14 protein-coding genes, 5 tRNA genes and 1 pseudogene are annotated in these 15,627 nt (G+C 70.4%); 6 read left to right on the top strand and 14 right to left on the bottom strand.

The genetic code is table 11. The features are described 5' to 3' along the window. Nucleotides 1-18 precede the first annotated feature (18 nt). The 4 genes and pseudogenes from Saso_RS33605 to leuC all read right to left on the bottom strand — a co-directional run bounded on the left by Saso_RS33605 (nt 19) and on the right by leuC (nt 3,356). Nucleotides 19-682, bottom strand: a pseudogene (locus tag Saso_RS33605) (HU family DNA-binding protein). Between the two features lie 138 nt (nt 683-820). Further along, on the bottom strand, nt 821-1,051 hold the full coding sequence (locus tag Saso_RS33610) for an SCO5555 family protein (protein WP_189926675.1): 231 nt from the start codon (nt 1,049-1,051) through the stop codon (nt 821-823). A gap of 274 nt (nt 1,052-1,325) precedes the next feature. Then, nucleotides 1,326-1,919, bottom strand: coding sequence for a 3-isopropylmalate dehydratase small subunit (leuD, locus tag Saso_RS33615; RefSeq protein WP_189926677.1), 594 nt, complete (start codon nt 1,917-1,919; stop codon nt 1,326-1,328). A gap of 6 nt (nt 1,920-1,925) precedes the next feature. Beyond that, a complete protein-coding gene (leuC, locus tag Saso_RS33620) occupies nt 1,926-3,356 on the bottom strand; it encodes a 3-isopropylmalate dehydratase large subunit (RefSeq protein ID WP_189926679.1) in 1,431 nt (476 codons plus the stop codon). A 190-nt stretch (nt 3,357-3,546) separates the two neighbouring features. Between leuC and ndgR the strand changes: the two genes are divergently transcribed. Further along, the gene (gene ndgR, locus Saso_RS33625) at nt 3,547-4,263 is read left to right on the top strand and encodes an IclR family transcriptional regulator NdgR (RefSeq protein WP_007384919.1); all 717 of its coding nucleotides are present in this window, start codon (nt 3,547-3,549) and stop codon (nt 4,261-4,263) included. A 142-nt stretch (nt 4,264-4,405) separates the two neighbouring features. Here the strand turns inward: ndgR and Saso_RS33630 are convergent, their stop codons facing one another. Beyond that, on the bottom strand, nt 4,406-4,903 hold the full coding sequence (locus tag Saso_RS33630; protein ID WP_189926681.1) for a DUF4188 domain-containing protein: 498 nt from the start codon (nt 4,901-4,903) through the stop codon (nt 4,406-4,408). Between the two features lie 38 nt (nt 4,904-4,941). Between Saso_RS33630 and Saso_RS33635 the strand changes: the two genes are divergently transcribed. Beyond that, nucleotides 4,942-5,586: a MerR family transcriptional regulator gene (locus tag Saso_RS33635; RefSeq protein ID WP_189926683.1), complete on the top strand. Its 645-nt coding sequence runs from the start codon at nt 4,942-4,944 to the stop codon at nt 5,584-5,586. Between the two features lie 51 nt (nt 5,587-5,637). Here Saso_RS33635 and Saso_RS33640 read toward each other — a convergent pair. From Saso_RS33640 to Saso_RS33680, 9 genes are all read right to left on the bottom strand, one after another. Further along, nucleotides 5,638-5,710, bottom strand: a tRNA-Glu gene (locus Saso_RS33640). A 28-nt stretch (nt 5,711-5,738) separates the two neighbouring features. After that, nucleotides 5,739-5,810, bottom strand: a tRNA-Gln gene (locus Saso_RS33645). A gap of 21 nt (nt 5,811-5,831) precedes the next feature. Next, nucleotides 5,832-5,904 (bottom strand) — tRNA-Glu (locus Saso_RS33650). Between the two features lie 62 nt (nt 5,905-5,966). After that, a tRNA-Glu gene (locus Saso_RS33655) sits at nt 5,967-6,039 on the bottom strand. Between the two features lie 42 nt (nt 6,040-6,081). Next, a tRNA-Gln gene (locus Saso_RS33660) sits at nt 6,082-6,153 on the bottom strand. A gap of 92 nt (nt 6,154-6,245) precedes the next feature. Continuing rightward, a complete protein-coding gene (locus Saso_RS33665; RefSeq protein WP_189926685.1) occupies nt 6,246-6,974 on the bottom strand; it encodes an HAD family hydrolase in 729 nt (242 codons plus the stop codon). A gap of 120 nt (nt 6,975-7,094) precedes the next feature. Further along, nucleotides 7,095-8,618 carry a glutamate--tRNA ligase gene (gene gltX, locus Saso_RS33670; protein WP_189926687.1) on the bottom strand — a complete coding sequence of 508 codons (1,524 nt, stop codon included), beginning with the start codon at nt 8,616-8,618 and terminating at the stop codon, nt 7,095-7,097. After that, entirely contained in the window at nt 8,611-9,396 is a 786-nt protein-coding gene (locus Saso_RS33675; RefSeq protein ID WP_189926689.1) for a fumarylacetoacetate hydrolase family protein, read from the bottom strand. Before Saso_RS33675 ends, gltX begins: the two co-directional genes overlap by 8 nt. Nucleotides 9,397-9,542: 146 nt before the next feature. Beyond that, nucleotides 9,543-9,731 carry a hypothetical protein gene (locus Saso_RS33680; protein ID WP_189926873.1) on the bottom strand — a complete coding sequence of 63 codons (189 nt, stop codon included), beginning with the start codon at nt 9,729-9,731 and terminating at the stop codon, nt 9,543-9,545. A 604-nt stretch (nt 9,732-10,335) separates the two neighbouring features. Here Saso_RS33680 and Saso_RS33685 point away from each other — a divergent pair. The 4 genes from Saso_RS33685 to Saso_RS33700 all read left to right on the top strand — a co-directional run bounded on the left by Saso_RS33685 (nt 10,336) and on the right by Saso_RS33700 (nt 15,587). Further along, entirely contained in the window at nt 10,336-14,097 is a 3,762-nt protein-coding gene (locus Saso_RS33685) for a sensor histidine kinase (RefSeq protein ID WP_189926691.1), read from the top strand. A gap of 9 nt (nt 14,098-14,106) precedes the next feature. Continuing rightward, on the top strand, nt 14,107-14,520 hold the full coding sequence (locus tag Saso_RS33690) for a roadblock/LC7 domain-containing protein (protein WP_020128762.1): 414 nt from the start codon (nt 14,107-14,109) through the stop codon (nt 14,518-14,520). A gap of 112 nt (nt 14,521-14,632) precedes the next feature. Next, nucleotides 14,633-15,031, top strand: coding sequence for a DUF742 domain-containing protein (locus Saso_RS33695; protein ID WP_009190816.1), 399 nt, complete (start codon nt 14,633-14,635; stop codon nt 15,029-15,031). Continuing rightward, the gene (locus Saso_RS33700; protein WP_054239771.1) at nt 15,012-15,587 is read left to right on the top strand and encodes a GTP-binding protein; all 576 of its coding nucleotides are present in this window, start codon (nt 15,012-15,014) and stop codon (nt 15,585-15,587) included. The genes Saso_RS33695 and Saso_RS33700 overlap by 20 nt, the downstream gene beginning before the upstream one ends. Nucleotides 15,588-15,627 lie beyond the last annotated feature (40 nt).

Raw genomic sequence — 15,627 nt, forward strand, 5'->3', positions numbered from 1 at the left:
CGTGAGTGCCCTGTGCCGTTACTTCTTGCGGGCGGTGGCCCTCTTGGCGGTGGTCTTGCGCGCTGTCGACTTCGCGGGGGGCCGACTTGGCCGTCGCCTTCTTGGCCGGGGCCTTCTTCGCCGTCGTCTTCTTCGCGGTGGCCTTCGTGGCCGTCGTCTTCTTGGCTGCGCTCGGCTGGGCGGTGGTCTTCTTGGCCGTCGCCGTGGTCTTCTTCGCCGTGGTCTTCTTGGCGGCCGCGGTGGTCTTCTTCGCGGTGGTCTTCTTCGCCGCCGCGGTCTTGGAGGCGGTCGCGGCCTTCTTGGTGGCGGCCTTCTTGCCCGCGGCCTTCGCGATGGTGGCCGGCGGGCCGGAGAGGCTGCCCTTGGGCGCCTTCTTGACCGAGACCTCGCCGCCGCGCGGCAGCTTCTTCGAGCCGCTCACCAGGTCCTTGAAGCCCTGACCGGCGCGGAAGCGCGGCACGGACGTCTTCTTGACCCGAACCCGCTCGCCCGTCTGGGGGTTGCGGGCGTAGCGGGCCGGCCGGTCGACCTTCTCGAACGAGCCGAAGCCCGTCACCGAGACCCGGTCTCCGGCGACGGTCGCGCGGACGATGGCGTCCAGGACCGCGTCGACCGCGTCGGCGGCCTGCTGGCGGCCGCCCACCTTGTCGGCAATCGCTTCTACGAGCTGCGCCTTGTTCACGTCTTCCCCTTCGGAGACATCAGCCGGAACGAAACTGTTCAAGCTTTTTCGCACGTTAGGCAGATATATACCGCAAATCAAACACGAAACGGGCTAATCACCCTTGTGCCGCAACGAAATCGGCTGCTTCCGAGACGATCAACGCTCCTCTTCGGGCATTCGCCCTTCGTCGAGGTCCGCAATGAACCGCTCCAGACGCCTTGTCGCATCGGCGAGATCGTGCTTGGCCGCGGCCGTAATGACCAGCAGCTTCCGGGTCAGCGCCATCCGTACGCCCTCCGGGACTTGCAGTGCGCGCACTCTTGTGTGCGCGTCCTTGAGCTGGTTCGCGACCGCCGTATAGAGCTCGAGTTGGCCGTCGTGTTCCATGCACAGATTGTGCCATCTGGGGCGAGTTGTCGCCCGCCCAGGGGGCAACTGCCGCCTCGCCGGGGCGCCCCGGCACTGTCGGCGGCCGGGTCCCCACAGCACGCGTACCCCGGCAACAACCCCTTTAACGTGGGAAGTTGAGGGGAGCGGTGGAGGCTCCCGGGGCCGAACGGGTGCAGACACAGCCGTACCCCCGATCGGACCGATCGGGGGTACGGCGGGGGTGTCGCGGTGGCCGGAATTCGACCTGTGCGGGCCCTTGCGGGCCGAGGGGTCAGACCTGGAGCGTCCTCGGCTTGTACGACGGGCGCTTGGCCTCGTAGGCGGAGATGTCGCCCTCGTTCTGGAGGGTGATGGAGATGTCGTCCAGCCCGTTCAGCAGCCGCCAGCGGGAGTTCTCGTCCAGCTCGAAGGCGGCGGTGATGCCCTCGGCCCGCACCTCGCGCGCCTCGAGGTCCACCGTGATCTCGGCCTGCGGGTCCTTCTCCGTGAGCTCCCAGAGCGCGTCCACGGTCTTCTGTTCCAGGACCACCGTGAGCAGGCCGTTCTTCAGCGAGTTGCCCCGGAAGATGTCGGCGAAGCGGGAGGAGATCACGGTCTTGAAGCCGTAGTTCTGGAGCGCCCAGACGGCGTGCTCGCGCGAGGAGCCGGTACCGAAGTCGGGGCCGGCCACCAGGACGCTCGCGCCCTGCCGCTCGGGGCGGTTGAGGACGAAGTCGGCGTCCTTGCGCCAGGCCTCGAACAGCCCGTCCTCGAACCCGTCCCGCGTGACCTTCTTGAGCCAGTGAGCAGGGATGATCTGGTCGGTGTCGACGTTGGAGCGGCGCAGCGGGACGGCCCGGCCGGTGTGCGAGGTGAATGCTTCCATGACTGATCAGACTCCAGCGGGCGTACGGGTCTCGGCGTCGGACAGGTCGGCCGGGGAGGCCAGGTGGCCCAGGACGGCCGTGGCGGCCGCGACCTGCGGCGACACCAGGTGCGTACGACCGCCCTTGCCCTGCCGGCCCTCGAAGTTGCGGTTGGAGGTGGACGCGGAGCGCTCGCCCGGGGCCAGCTGGTCGGGGTTCATGCCGAGGCACATCGAGCAGCCCGCGTGCCGCCACTCGGCGCCGGCCTCCTTGAAGACGACGTCCAGGCCCTCGGAGACGGCCTGGAGGCCGACCCGCACCGAGCCGGGGACGACCAGCATCCGCACGCCGTCGGCGACTTTGCGGCCCTCGACGACGGCAGCGGCGGCCCGCAGGTCCTCGATGCGGCCGTTGGTGCAGGAACCTACGAAGACGGTGTCCACGTTGATGGAGCGCAGCGGCTGGCCGGCCTCCAACCCCATGTACTCCAGGGCCTTTTCGGCGGCGAGGCGCTCCGAAGCGTCTTCGTACGAGGTCGGGTCGGGGACGTCGGCCGAAAGCGGCGCGCCCTGACCGGGGTTGGTGCCCCAGGTGACGAACGGCGACAGCGCGGCGCCGTCGATGACGACCTCGGCGTCGAACTCGGCGTCCTCGTCCGTCCGCAGCGTCTTCCAGTACTCGACCGCCGCGTCCCAGTCCGCGCCCTCGGGAGCGTGGTCACGGCCCTTGATGTACGCGAAGGTGGTCTCGTCGGGGGCGATCATGCCCGCGCGGGCGCCGGCCTCGATCGACATGTTGCAGATGGTCATCCGGGCCTCCATCGAGAGCTTCTCGATGGCGGAGCCGCGGTACTCCAGGATGTAGCCCTGGCCGCCGCCGGTACCGATCTTCGCGATGATCGCGAGGATCAGGTCCTTGGCGGTGACACCCTCGGGCAGCTCGCCCTCGACCGTGATCGCCATGGTCTTCGGGCGGGCCAGCGGCAGGGTCTGGGTGGCCAGCACGTGCTCGACCTGCGAGGTGCCGATGCCGAACGCCAGCGCGCCGAAGGCGCCGTGCGTGGAGGTGTGGGAGTCGCCGCAGACGACGGTGGTGCCGGGCTGGGTCAGACCCAGCTGCGGGCCGACGACGTGCACGACGCCCTGCTCGACGTCGCCGAGCGGGTGCAGCCGCACGCCGAACTCGGCGCAGTTCTTGCGCAGCGTCTCCAGCTGGGCGCGCGAGACCGGGTCCGCGATCGGCTTGTCGATGTCGAGGGTCGGGGTGTTGTGGTCCTCGGTCGCGATGGTGAGGTCGAGACGGCGCACCGGGCGGCCGTTCTGCCGCAGTCCGTCGAAGGCCTGCGGGCTGGTCACCTCGTGCAGGAGGTGCAGATCGATGAAGAGGAGGTCGGGCTCGCCCTCGGCGCGCCGGACGACGTGGTCGTCCCAGACCTTCTCCGCGAGTGTCCTACCCATCGCTTTCCCTCCGGCCGGCAATGACGCACCGGCCCAACTAGAGATCTTGTGGAGGCGACGCCCTCGGGCCCCTGTTCCCGGGCACCGGCCGCCAGGCCCGTCGGTCCGCGGGCCACCATGCGTCCAAGGGTTGCGCGTCTCACGGAAAAATGAACTTGCGTTTCACAGAGTGAGACGGGAGTATCGTTGCATGGACAACAGTAGCGGCGTCGGCGTCCTGGACAAGGCAGCCCTTGTCCTGAGCGCCCTGGAGTCCGGTCCGGCCACCCTCGCAGGCTTGGTCGCTGCCACCGGACTCGCACGACCCACGGCCCACCGGCTGGCCGTGGCTTTGGAACACCACCGTATGGTGGCGCGCGACATGCAGGGCCGTTTCATCCTCGGCCCCCGGCTCGCCGAGCTGGCCGCGGCCGCCGGCGAGGACCGCCTGCTGGCCACCGCCGGCCCGGTGCTCACGCATCTGCGCGACATCACGGGCGAGAGCGCCCAGCTCTACCGCCGCCAGGGCGACATGCGCATCTGCGTGGCCGCGGCGGAACGCCTGTCCGGCCTTCGGGACACCGTCCCGGTCGGTTCCACGCTCACGATGAAGGCCGGCTCCTCGGCCCAGATCCTGATGGCCTGGGAGGAGCCCGAGCGCCTGCACCGCGGCCTCCAGGGCGCCCGCTTCACGGCGACGGCCCTCTCGGGCGTACGGCGCCGCGGCTGGGCCCAGTCCATCGGGGAGCGCGAGCCGGGCGTCGCGTCCGTGTCGGCCCCCGTGCGCGGCCCGTCGAACCGTGTGGTGGCCGCGGTCTCCGTGTCCGGCCCCATCGAACGCCTGACCCGTCACCCGGGCCGTATGCACGCCCAGGCGGTCATCGACGCGGCGGCCCGCCTCTCGGAGGCCCTGCGCCGCACCGGCTGACGCCGGCGACGGGAGAGGGCGGCCTCAACGCCGCGGCAGCCCTCTCCCGTACGCCGATGTCCCGCCCGGCCGCTTCCAGGACCGCTCGGGCCGTGGACCGCTCAGACCGCTCGGGTCATGGACCCCTCAGGTCGTGGACCCCTCAGGTCGTGGTCGACCGGTGCGCGAAGCGGTCCTTCGCGTACCTCCCCCGCCGCTCCAGCGGGACCTGCCCGTGCGCGGCGGCGAGGCCGAAGGCCGGCATGTCCCCGTAGATCGCCTCGTAGGACCCCTCCGGCACGACGTACGTCTCGTGCCAGATCCCCACGTGCCCGCGTACCTTCCCGCCCTTCTCCAGGCGGTTGATCTTCGCCCACGCCTCCCGGTGGAACGCGTCCGGGGCGCTCGCGTACGCGTACAGCTTCTCCTCGGACTCCCAGTACTGGACGACGTAGTACGTCCGCGGCGACGCGGTCAGCAGCACCCGGGAGAGGAGTCCGCGGCCCGGGTCCTTCTTCAGCTCCGCCAGCATCCGGAACATGGCGAGCATGACCGGCACCCACTGGTGCACGGCCCAGAAGTGGTTGACGCGCATCCCGATCAGCAGGACGACCACGTCCCCCCGGGCATCCGCGGTGGTTCGGGCGGCTGTGGCAGACATGCTTGGATAGTGCCGCTGACCAACGAAGGGCGCAAGACGTGCGGCTGGCCGAACTGAGCGGAGCGAGCGGTGTGTCCACCGCGACGATCAAGTACTACCTGCGCGAGGGGCTCCTGCCGCCCGGCCGCCAGATCAACGCCACGACCGCCGAGTACGACGCGGAGCATCTGCGCCGGCTGCGGCTGGTGCGCGCGATGATCCAGGTGGGCGGACTGCCGGTGACCACGGTCCGCGAGGTCCTCGGCCATGTCGACGACGACTCCCTGGGCCGCACGATCCGGCTCGGCGCGGCCCTGTGGGCGCTGCCGCAGGTCCCGGAGCCGGACGCCGAGGACGAGTACGTGCGCGCCGCCCGCCGGGAGACGGACGAACTGCTGCGGGCCCTGGGCTGGTCGAACGCCCGGCTGCTGACGACCGTCTCCCCCGCCTACCGCTCCCTGGTGGTGGCAGTGGCCGCGCTGCGGCGGCTCGGCCATGACTGGGACGCCGAACTCCTGCTGCCCTACGCCCGGTTGATGCACCGCGCGGCCGAGCTCGATCTGGACTTCGTGGAGCGCCGGGAGTCGGAGGCGGAGCGGATCGAGACGGCGGTGCTGGGCGCGATCCTCGTCGACCCGATGCTCCAGGCGCTGCACCGGCTGGCGCAGGAGGAGGAGTCCGCGCGGCGGTACGGCTTCGAGTGAGCCCGGACACGCGGAAAGCCCCCCGCCGAAGCGAGGGGCTTTCCGGTGATGTACCCCCGACCGGATTCGAACCGGCGCTACCGCCTTGAGAGGGCGGCGTGCTAGGCCGCTACACAACGGGGGCCTGGACACTGCGTTTCCGCAGGTCCGAGCTGGTCTACCTGGACTCGAACCAAGACTAACTGAACCAGAATCAGTCGTGCTGCCAATTACACCATAGACCAAAGTGGTTTAGACCAGTTCAGTACCCCCGACCGGATTCGAACCGGCGCTACCGCCTTGAGAGGGCGGCGTGCTAGGCCGCTACACAACGGGGGCCCTAGCGATCCTGCATCGAGGTGAGAGGGAGCTACCCTGACTCTCCTCGCGGGAAGGATCAGTACCCCCGACCGGATTCGAACCGGCGCTACTGCCTTGAGAGGGCAGCGTGCTAGGCCGCTACACAACGGGGGCTTCGTGGAGTAGATCTCCACAGGCGCAGATAAGCTCTGCGAGCTGGCCTACCTGGACTCGAACCAAGACTAACTGAACCAGAATCAGTCGTGCTGCCAATTACACCATAGGCCACTGGAACGCAATCCCCGTGGGGGTTCTTGTTCTAGCGTTGCTCCCCCGGTTTCCGGCCTTTCGGCCCGCTCCTCGGCGGCGCAGGAAGAACATTACCCGAAGGTGGACCGGGCTCCAAAACGGGTATCGGGGCCGAGGACGGCGGGCAGTTCGGCGAGCGAGACGATCCGGTGGCGTCCGGACGGCAGCTCGACGGTGGCCGCACCGTGGCGGTCGATCCACACCGAGAGCAGTCCGGCGTCGGCGGCGCCCCGTCCGTCGATCTCCGGATGGTCGCCCACGTAGGCGACCTGGTGCGGGGCCAGCGACAGGGCCTCGCAGGCCGCGAGGAAGGCGCCGGCCTCCGGCTTGGAGACGCCGAGTTCCGCGGCGCACAGGATGGCCTCGAAGCGGTCGTGGACGCCGAGGACGCGCAGCTTGTGGTCCTGGACGTGGATGCTGGAGTTGGAGAGCACCGCGTGCCGGTGGCTGGCGGCGAGGGCGTCCAGCACGGGCAGGACGTCCGGGAAGAGCGACCAGGCGGCCTCGTAGTGCGCGTGGTAGCGGCCCAGCCAGTCGTCGGCCTGCGCGTCGGTCATCTCGCGGGCGAGGAACGCGCGCACCCGGTCGCGGCGCTGGTCCTCGAAGGTGATGCCGCCCGCCGAGAACCGGGCCCAGTGCTCGTCGGTGACCTCGCGCCACCGCGCGAGCCCCGCCTCGGCGGTGCCGAACCGGTCGAGCAGCCCCTCGGCCGCGAGATACGACCGCATGCCCTCACGATCGGCGGTCGTGTAGTCGAAGAGGGTGTCGTCCACGTCCCAGACCACGGCACGAATGCTCATGCCCCGACGGTATCGCGGGGCCGCCGTCGCATGAACGGGGACATCCGCCGATCCGGGCCCGCGCACGTGCGAGGGGCGGCCCCCGGAGTCCGGGAGCCGCCCCTCGGCCGTGTGACGGCGTTACGCCGCGAGCCTGGCGAGCGCCGCGTCGACGCGGGCCAGCGTCTTCTCCTTGCCCAGGATCTCCAGGGACTCGAAGAGCGGCAGGCCGACCGTGCGGCCGGTGACCGCGACCCGCACGGGGGCCTGGGCCTTGCCGAGCTTGAGGCCGTGGGCCTCGCCGGCGGCCAGGACGGCCTCCTTCAGGGACTCGGCCGAGGTCCAGTCGGCCGACTCCAGCTTCTCCCGCGCCGTGGCCAGCAGGGCGTCGCTGCCCTCCTTCATGGCCTTGGCCCAGCTCGCCTCGTCGGAGACCGGCTCGGGGAGGAAGAGGAAGTCGACGTTGTCGGTGATCTCCGACAGCACCTTCAGACGGGTCTGGGCGTGCGGGGCGATCGCCGCCCACTTCGCCTCGTCGAAGTCCTCCGGGGCCCAGGGGGCGAAGGGCGCCTTCAGCCAGGGGGCGCAGCGCTCGGTGAAGTCCTTCACGTCGAGCAGGCGGATGTGGTCGGCGTTGATCGCCTCGGCCTTCTTGAGGTCGAAGCGGGCCGGGTTGGGGTTGACGTCCGCGATCTCGAAGGCCGCGGTCATCTCGTCCATCGTGAAGATGTCCTGGTCGGCCGAGAGCGACCAGCCGAGGAGCGAGAGGTAGTTGAGCAGGCCCTCGGGGAGGAAGCCGCGCTCCCGGTAGAGGTTGAGCGAGGACTCCGGGTCGCGCTTGGACAGCTTCTTGTTGCCCTCGCCCATCACGTACGGCAGATGGCCGAAGGCGGGGGTCCCCTTGGCGACGCCCAGCTCGATCAGCGCCTTGTACAGGGCGATCTGGCGCGGGGTGGAGGAGAGCAGGTCCTCGCCGCGCAGGACGTGCGTGATCTCCATCAGCGCGTCGTCGACCGGGTTGACCAGGGTGTAGAGCGGGGCGCCGTTCGCGCGGACGATGCCGAAGTCCGGCACGTTCTCCGGGGTGAAGGTCAGCTCGCCGCGGACCAGGTCCGTGAAGGTGATCGTCTCGTCGGGCATCCGGAAGCGGACGATCGGGGTGCGGCCCTGGGCCTCGTACTGCGCCACCTGCTCGTCGGTGAGGTCGCGGCAGTGGCCGTCGTAGCCGGAGGGCCGGCCGGCGGCGCGGGCGGCGTCGCGGCGGGTGTCCAGCTCCTCCTGGGAGCAGTAGCAGTGGTAGGCGTGGCCGGCCTCGAGGAGCCTGCGGGCCACGTCGGCGTAGAGGTCCATGCGCTGCGACTGGCGGTACGGCGCGTGCGGGCCGCCGATCTCGGGGCCCTCGTCCCAGTCGAAGCCCAGCCAGCGCAGCGAGTCCAGGAGCTGCTCGTAGGACTCCTCGGAGTCACGGGCGGCGTCGGTGTCCTCGATGCGGAAGACCAGGGTGCCCTGGTGATGCTTGGCGAACGCCCAGTTGAACAGGGCGGTGCGGACCAGGCCCACGTGGGGGTTGCCGGTGGGCGAGGGGCAGAAACGGACGCGTGGGGGTACCCCCTGTCCGAGTGGGGCCGAGGACTTGGGGGAGGGGGAGCCGGGTGCGCTAGCCACGCTTGACAACCTTGTTGGTGAGAGTGCCGATGCCTTCGATGGTGACGGCGACCTCGTCGCCGACAGCCAGGGGGCCTACCCCTGCCGGGGTGCCCGTGAGGATCACGTCGCCGGGGAGCAGCGTCATGGCCTCGGAGATGTTGACGATCAGATCCTCGATCGAGTGGATCATCTCGCTGGTGCGGCCGAGCTGCCGCTGCTGTCCGTTGACCGTCAGCTGGACGGTGAGGTCGCCGGCGGTCTCGAGGTCCAGGCCCGTCTCCACCCAGGGGCCCAGCGGGCAGGAGGTGTCGAAGCCCTTGGCCCGGGCCCACTGCTTCTCCCGCTTCTGGACGTCGCGTGCGGTGACGTCGTTCGCGCAGGTGTAGCCGAAGACGACGTCCGCGACGCGCTCGCGGGGCACCTCGCGGCACAGCCGCCCGATGACGACGGCGAGCTCCGCCTCGTGGTGGACCTCCGAGGAGAAGGCCGGGTACTGGATGGCGTCACCCGGCCCGATCACCGAGGTGGACGGCTTGAAGAAGGCGAACGGGGCGTCGGGCACCTCGTTGCCCAGTTCACGCGCGTGCTCGGCGTAGTTGCGGCCGAAGGCCACGACCTTGTTGGGCAGGACGGGCGGGAGCAGCCGGACCTTGCTCAGCGGCACCTTGGTGCCGGAGAGCTCGAAGTCCGTGAACGGGATGCCCTTGATGATGTCGAGGACGAGCTCGTCCGGCTGGTCGCCCTCGACCGCGCCGAAGGCGACGTTCCCGTCGATGGAGAACCTGGCGATGCGCACGGGTTGGTTGGCCCCTTGACTGAGCTGGCTGGAGTGTGACGTCCCAGGCTAACGCGGAAGGGCGCCCCCGGCCGGGGACGCCCTTGACATCCGTGGTGGCCGCTTTGAGCAATCTGCGGCCGGTGCCCGTATCTCCGCGTGAAGATCTACTCCACGACGGAGGCGGCGACCGGGGCCTCCATGAGGACGGTGCGCTTGGGGTTGGCGGTCTGGGCGGGGAGCTCCAGGGAGTGCTCCAGCAGCTCCGGGAGCTGGACGTCGTCGGCGTCCTTGAGATGGGCCAGGGTCGTGCGCCGCGGGTTGGCGATCTTGTGGAACATCGTCGTCGTCTTCACTGGTGTACTCGACCCTGTCGTGTCCGGGCGTCCGGGGAGGCCCCCAAGGACCTGGGCGCGGACGCGGGTTGTCGGAAATGCCATCCCTGTAAAACGTCAGGCTAAACACGCGATTCCCGGTGAACGCGTGAAGGTCGCATGATCAGCGTGTGAGTTTGCTCACGAATCCATGGGCATAACGGTCATTTCTCGCCTTCGTCACACCCACATCAAACGGACATCAGGTACCTGAAGCCCTCATTCCGCTCCTGATCATGGCGACTGGGACACCCTCCGGAGACCACCGCTTCACACCCTTATGTCCGCCTTATGCGGGAAGACTTTCTACGTCCCGTGACGCGACCCTCACGTGGTGTCACGGATGTCACAGCCTGGCCAACGGGCCTTGTTCGAGATTCTGCACTGTGCTGGAATTCCTCGGACCGCCGCGGGATCGAGCCGGCGCGCAGAGGGCGTCCAGAGCGCCCGGTGGCGGCGAGATCAGGGGGAGCCAGCGCCGGTACTCACGACCACCCGGGGGGCGTAATTCAGGGCGCCCCTCAACACGCCGACACCGTCCTTCCGTTCACCCGGAGGGGCGCCTGGTCCAGAGGTTGCGACGCTAGTGCAGGGACGTTTCAAGAGGGATGGCAGCGCTTCGGCCGAGCCGGAGCCGCACGGCGGGACTGGCCCGATGGCAGTCGGCTCCTCGCCCCAGCACGCCCAGAACCCGGGTCAGGCCCCGTCCGGAGACGGCGGTGAGCGCCCCGGGCGCCCCGGCGCGTCCACGACGGCGGGCTCTCCTCCCCCGGCTCCGAACAAGCCACCGGCCGGTCCCACGGGTCCGGGTCCGCGCGTGGCGCTGCGCAACTGGCGCATCTCCACGCGTCTGGTCGCGCTGCTGACGCTCCCCGTGGTCGCGGCCACGACGCTGGGCGCGCTGCGCATCAACCAGTCGATGGACGACATCCAGCAGCTCGACAACATGAAGCTGCTGACGGACATGACCAACCAGGCCACCGAGCTCGCGGTCCAGCTCCAGGACGAGCGCGACCTCTCGGCCGGCCCCCTGTCGCACGGCGGCAAGGCGAGCGACCCCGGCATCAAGGGTCTGCGCGAGAGCACGGACCGCGCGCTGAGCGCCTTCCAGGACGCGTCGGAGGAGATCGACGGCGCCACCACGGACGGCAACCTCCAGGGTGTCCGCGACAGCCTCGTCGCCCTGCTGGGCGACCTCCAGGGCCTCGCCAAGGTCCGTTCGACGGCCTACGCGGAGAAGGGCAACTCCACCCAGACGGTGGAGGCCTACCACCGCCTCATCACCGGTCTGCTGGACCTCTCGCAGGACATGGCGCAGGCCACCAGCAACCCGGAGATGATCCAGCGCACGCGTGCGCTGGCCGCCTTCTCCTCCGCCAAGGAGTTCGCCTCCGTCCAGCGCGCCGTGCTCGCGGCGGCGCTGCCGGTGGGCATCACCACCTACGGCGACCTCTCCGAGAACGACCGGCAGTACGCCGAGGCCGCGCTCGAGAACCAGGCCTCCGAGCTCTCGATCTTCCGCAGCATCTACGGCGACAGCGGCGCCGAGAGCCTGCTGGCGCCGATCGAGCAGGGCAACCCGGTCATCGAGGACGCCGACACCTACGCCAACCGTGCCCTCAACTCGGCCAACGGTCTGGAGTCGCTGGACAAGCAGTCCTACCGGGACTGGACCGACGCCAGCTCCACCAAGATCAAGCAGATGAAGAACATCGAGTTCACGCTGCTCGAGGACATGGAGCAGAAGGCACGTGAGCTGCGCGCCGAGTCGGAGCGCGAGGCGATCATCTCCGGTGCGCTCATCCTGCTCGTGCTCGGTGTCTCGCTGGTCGGCGCCTTCGTCGTCGCCCGGTCCATGATCCGTTCGCTGCGCCGCCTCCAGGAGACCGCCACCAAGGTCGCCCAGGACCGGCTGCCCGAGCTGGTCAAGCAGCTGTCAGAGTCCGACCCGCAGGACGTCGACACGTCCGTGGAGTCGGTCGGTGTGCACTCCCGGGACGAGATCGGCCAGGTGGCCGCGGCCTTCGACGACGTGCACCGCGAGGCCGTCCGCCTCGCCGCCGAGCAGGCCCTCCTGCGGGGCAACGTCAACGCGATGTTCACCAACCTCTCGCGCCGCTCCCAGGGCCTCATCCAGCGTCAGCTCTCGCTCATCTCCGAACTGGAGTCCCGCGAGGCCGACCCGGACCAGCTGTCCTCGCTCTTCAAGCTCGACCACCTCGCGACCCGCATGCGCCGTAACGGTGAGAACCTCCTCGTCCTCGCGGGTGAGGAGCCCGGCCGCCGCTGGACCCGTCCGGTGCCGCTGGTCGACGTGCTGCGCGCCGCCGCCTCCGAGGTGGAGCAGTACGAGCGCATCGAACTGGCCTCCGTGCCGACCACCGAAGTGGCCGGCCGGGTCGTCAACGACCTCGTGCACCTCCTCGCCGAGCTGCTCGAGAACGCCACCTCGTTCTCCTCCCCGCAGACCAAGGTCAAGGTCACCGGTCACGCGCTGCCCGACGGGCGCGTGCTGATCGAGATCCACGACACCGGTATCGGCCTCTCCCCCGAGGACCTCGCGGCGATCAACGAGCGGCTCGCCTCGCCGCCCACCGTGGACGTGTCGGTCTCCCGGCGCATGGGTCTGTTCGTGGTCGGCCGGCTGTCCCAGCGGCACGGCATCCGCATCCAGCTGCGCCCCTCCGACTCCGGTGGCACGACCGCGCTGGTCATGCTGCCCGTCGACGTCGCGCAGGGCGGCAAGAAGCCCCAGCCCAAGCCCGGTCAGGCCGGTGTCGCGGGCGGTCCCGCCGCCGCGCAGGCCGCCGCGGGCGCCGCGGCGGCGCGTCGCCAGAACGGCTCGCAGAACGGTTCGCAGGGCGGTGCCCTCGGCGCCGGCAACGGCAACGGCGGCCGGCTCGCCGCGGGACAGGGTCCCCGGGCCGCGCTGCCCGGCCGGGACGGCGGTGGCCGCCCCGGTGGCCAGCCGCCGCGCGGACCGCAGCAGCCGTCGGCCTCCCCGCAGCAGGGCCGTCCGGCCCCGGCGGGTGCGGGCTTCGGCGGCGGACAGGCGCCCGGCGCGCCGCAGGGTCTCCAGGCGGCCGGTACGGGTTCGCAGGGCACGGACATGTTCGGCGCACGTCCCGCGCAGCGGGGCAACAAGGCGGAGCAGGGCGGCCGCGGCCGTCAGCCGCAGCTGCCGCCGCGCGGTGGTCCGCGCGCCGAGCTGCCGGGCGGCAACACCCAGCCGCGCGTCACCAGCTGGGGCGACGAGAACGCCCAGCCGCCGGTGCCGCGCAGCCCGCTGGACGCGCCGCGCGGTCACGAGGAGCCGGACGTCGCCCAGACGTCCCGCATGCCGCGCTTCGACGACCGGCAGGGTCCCGGCGCCACCGCCGAGATACCGGCCGTCCCTCGGATCGACGAGCGCCAGGGCCCGGCGGGCCCCGCCGACTTCGGCCGCCCCGTCGTGAACGGCGTCCAGAGCACGGGCCAGTTCCCGGCCGTGGGCAGCCCGCAGGCGGAGCTCGGCGGACGCCAGGACACCGGTCAGTTCCCGCGCCCCGGCAACGGCGGTCAGCAGGACGACGGCTTCACCCGGTCCGACGTCTTCGGTTCCGCGGGCGGTCAGAACGCCCAGGCGGCCCCGAACCAGTTCGCTCCGCAGGCCTACGACAACGGTTCCACCGGCCAGTTCGCCGCGAACGGCTACGACGGCTCCTCGACCGGCCAGCACTCGCTGCCCGGCCGCCAGGACCCCTCGGCCACCGGCCAGTTCCCCGCCCAGCAGGCGGGTGGCTACGGCAACGCGTCCCAGGCTCCGGTCCCGTCGCGTCCCGCCGGACGCCCGGAGCAGGAGAACCGGGGCGCCCAGCAGCGGCCCGACAACGGACGGGCACCGGGTGACGGTTGGGCTCTGCCCCCGGCCTCGGGTCCCGGCGACGGCCGCACCCCGCTGTACGACACGCTGGAGACCAACTGGTTCCACGGTCAGCAGGCGGGCGACCCGGCGGCTCCGGCTCCGCAGCAGCAGCAGCAGACACCGGCAGCACCTCAGCGTCCCGCGGCCAACGCCTCCTGGCGTTCCTCGCCGAACGACGAACTCGTCCGGCAGGCCGAGCGGGTCAGGCAGCCGGCCGCGGGCGGCGTCACCACCTCCGGCCTTCCGCGCCGGGTGCCCAGGGCGAACCTCGTCCCGGGTACGGCTCAGCAGCAACAGCACCAACCCGGTCCGCAGGTCTCGCGTGCGCCTGACGACGTACGCGGCCGGCTGACCAATCTCCGTCGGGGCATCGCGCAGGGCCGTCAGGCCGGCAACGGTCAGACCGGCAGTTTCCCGAGCCCCACTCACCAGCAGGAGCGTTAGTTGAGTCAGATGAGCCAGGCGGCACAGAACCTGAACTGGTTGATCACCAACTTCGTGGACAACACCCCCGGGGTGTCCCACACCGTTGTCGTGTCCGCCGACGGGCTCCTGCTCGCGATGTCAGAGGGATTCCCGCGCGACCGTGCCGACCAGCTGGCGGCCGTCGCGTCGGGCCTGACCTCGCTGACGGCCGGCGCCTCCAGGATCTTCGAAGGCGGCAGCGTGGCACAGACCGTCGTCGAGATGGAACGAGGATTCCTCTTCCTCATGTCCGTCTCGGACGGCTCGTCGCTCGCCGTTCTCGCACACCCCGAGTGCGACATCGGTCTCGTGGGCTACGAGATGACGCTGCTCGTCGACCGCGCGGGCGCGGTCCTCACGCCCGACCTGCGCGCCGAACTCCAGGGCAGTCTGCTCCACTGATCCGCCCCAGCACTACCCACCTCACGAAATCACCGTCCGGCCGACACAAACCCCCCACCGGCCTAGACGGACGGCACGACTGACCGCGAATGCTGTCCCGCCCGGAGGATCCATGACCCCGCCCACCGCCCATCATGATCCGTACGCGGAGCCGTACGGGGATGAGGGCGACCAGCCGCTGGTGCGTCCGTACGCGATGACCGGTGGCCGGACCCGGCCGCGCTATCAACTCGCCATCGAGGCGCTGATCAGCACCACGGCCGACCCGGCAGCGCTCATGGGGCTGCTTCCCGAGCACCAGCGCATCTGCCACCTGTGCCGTGAGGTCAAGTCGGTCGCGGAGGTCTCGGCGCTCCTGGCGATGCCGCTGGGGGTGGCGCGGATCCTGGTCGCGGACCTCGCCGAGGCCGGACTGGTGGCCATCCACCAGCCGGGCGGCGACGAGAACAACGGCGGCGCACCTGACGTGACGCTGCTCGAAAGGGTGCTCAGTGGACTTCGCAAGCTCTGACGGAGGGCGGGCCACCACCTCCGCGAAGATCGTGGTGGCGGGTGGCTTCGGCGTGGGCAAGACCACGTTCGTGGGCGCCGTCTCCGAGATCAACCCGCTGCGCACGGAGGCCGTCATGACGTCCGCGTCCGCGGGCATCGACGACCTCACCCACACCGGGGACAAGACCACCACCACGGTGGCCATGGACTTCGGCCGTATCACGCTCGACCAGGACCTGATCCTGTACCTGTTCGGCACGCCCGGCCAGGACCGCTTCTGGTTCATGTGGGACGACCTGGTGCGGGGCGCCATCGGCGCCATCGTGCTGGTCGACACCCGCCGCCTCGCCGACTGCTTCCCCGCCGTCGACTACTTCGAGAACAGCGGCCTGCCGTTCGTCGTCGCCCTCAACGGCTTCGACGGCTCGCAGCCCTACCAGCCCGAAGAGGTGCGCGAGGCGCTCCAGATCGGCCCGGACACCCCGATCATCACGACGGACGCCCGGCACCGCTCGGACGCCAAGAGCGCGCTGATCACCCTGGTCGAGCACGCGCTGATGGCGCGACTGCGGTAATTTTCAAGCATCTGGTGCCGTACGCCAGTTGTCGTAGACG

The organism is Streptomyces asoensis, assembly GCF_016860545.1.
Taxonomy (GTDB): domain Bacteria; phylum Actinomycetota; class Actinomycetes; order Streptomycetales; family Streptomycetaceae; genus Streptomyces; species Streptomyces asoensis.

What these genes read in the sequence shown, in the direction of transcription:
- Saso_RS33610 (WP_189926675.1), bottom strand. Translation starts at nt 1,051, where the DNA reads ATGGAACACGACGGCCAACTCGAGCTCTATACGGCGGTCGCGAACCAG.
- leuD (WP_189926677.1), bottom strand. Translation starts at nt 1,919, where the DNA reads ATGGAAGCATTCACCTCGCACACCGGCCGGGCCGTCCCGCTGCGCCGC.
- leuC (WP_189926679.1), bottom strand. Translation starts at nt 3,356, where the DNA reads ATGGGTAGGACACTCGCGGAGAAGGTCTGGGACGACCACGTCGTCCGG.
- ndgR (WP_007384919.1), top strand. Translation starts at nt 3,547, where the DNA reads ATGGACAACAGTAGCGGCGTCGGCGTCCTGGACAAGGCAGCCCTTGTC.
- Saso_RS33630 (WP_189926681.1), bottom strand. Translation starts at nt 4,903, where the DNA reads ATGTCTGCCACAGCCGCCCGAACCACCGCGGATGCCCGGGGGGACGTG.
- Saso_RS33665 (WP_189926685.1), bottom strand. Translation starts at nt 6,974, where the DNA reads ATGAGCATTCGTGCCGTGGTCTGGGACGTGGACGACACCCTCTTCGAC.
- Saso_RS33690 (WP_020128762.1), top strand. Translation starts at nt 14,107, where the DNA reads ATGAGCCAGGCGGCACAGAACCTGAACTGGTTGATCACCAACTTCGTG.
- Saso_RS33695 (WP_009190816.1), top strand. Translation starts at nt 14,633, where the DNA reads ATGACCCCGCCCACCGCCCATCATGATCCGTACGCGGAGCCGTACGGG.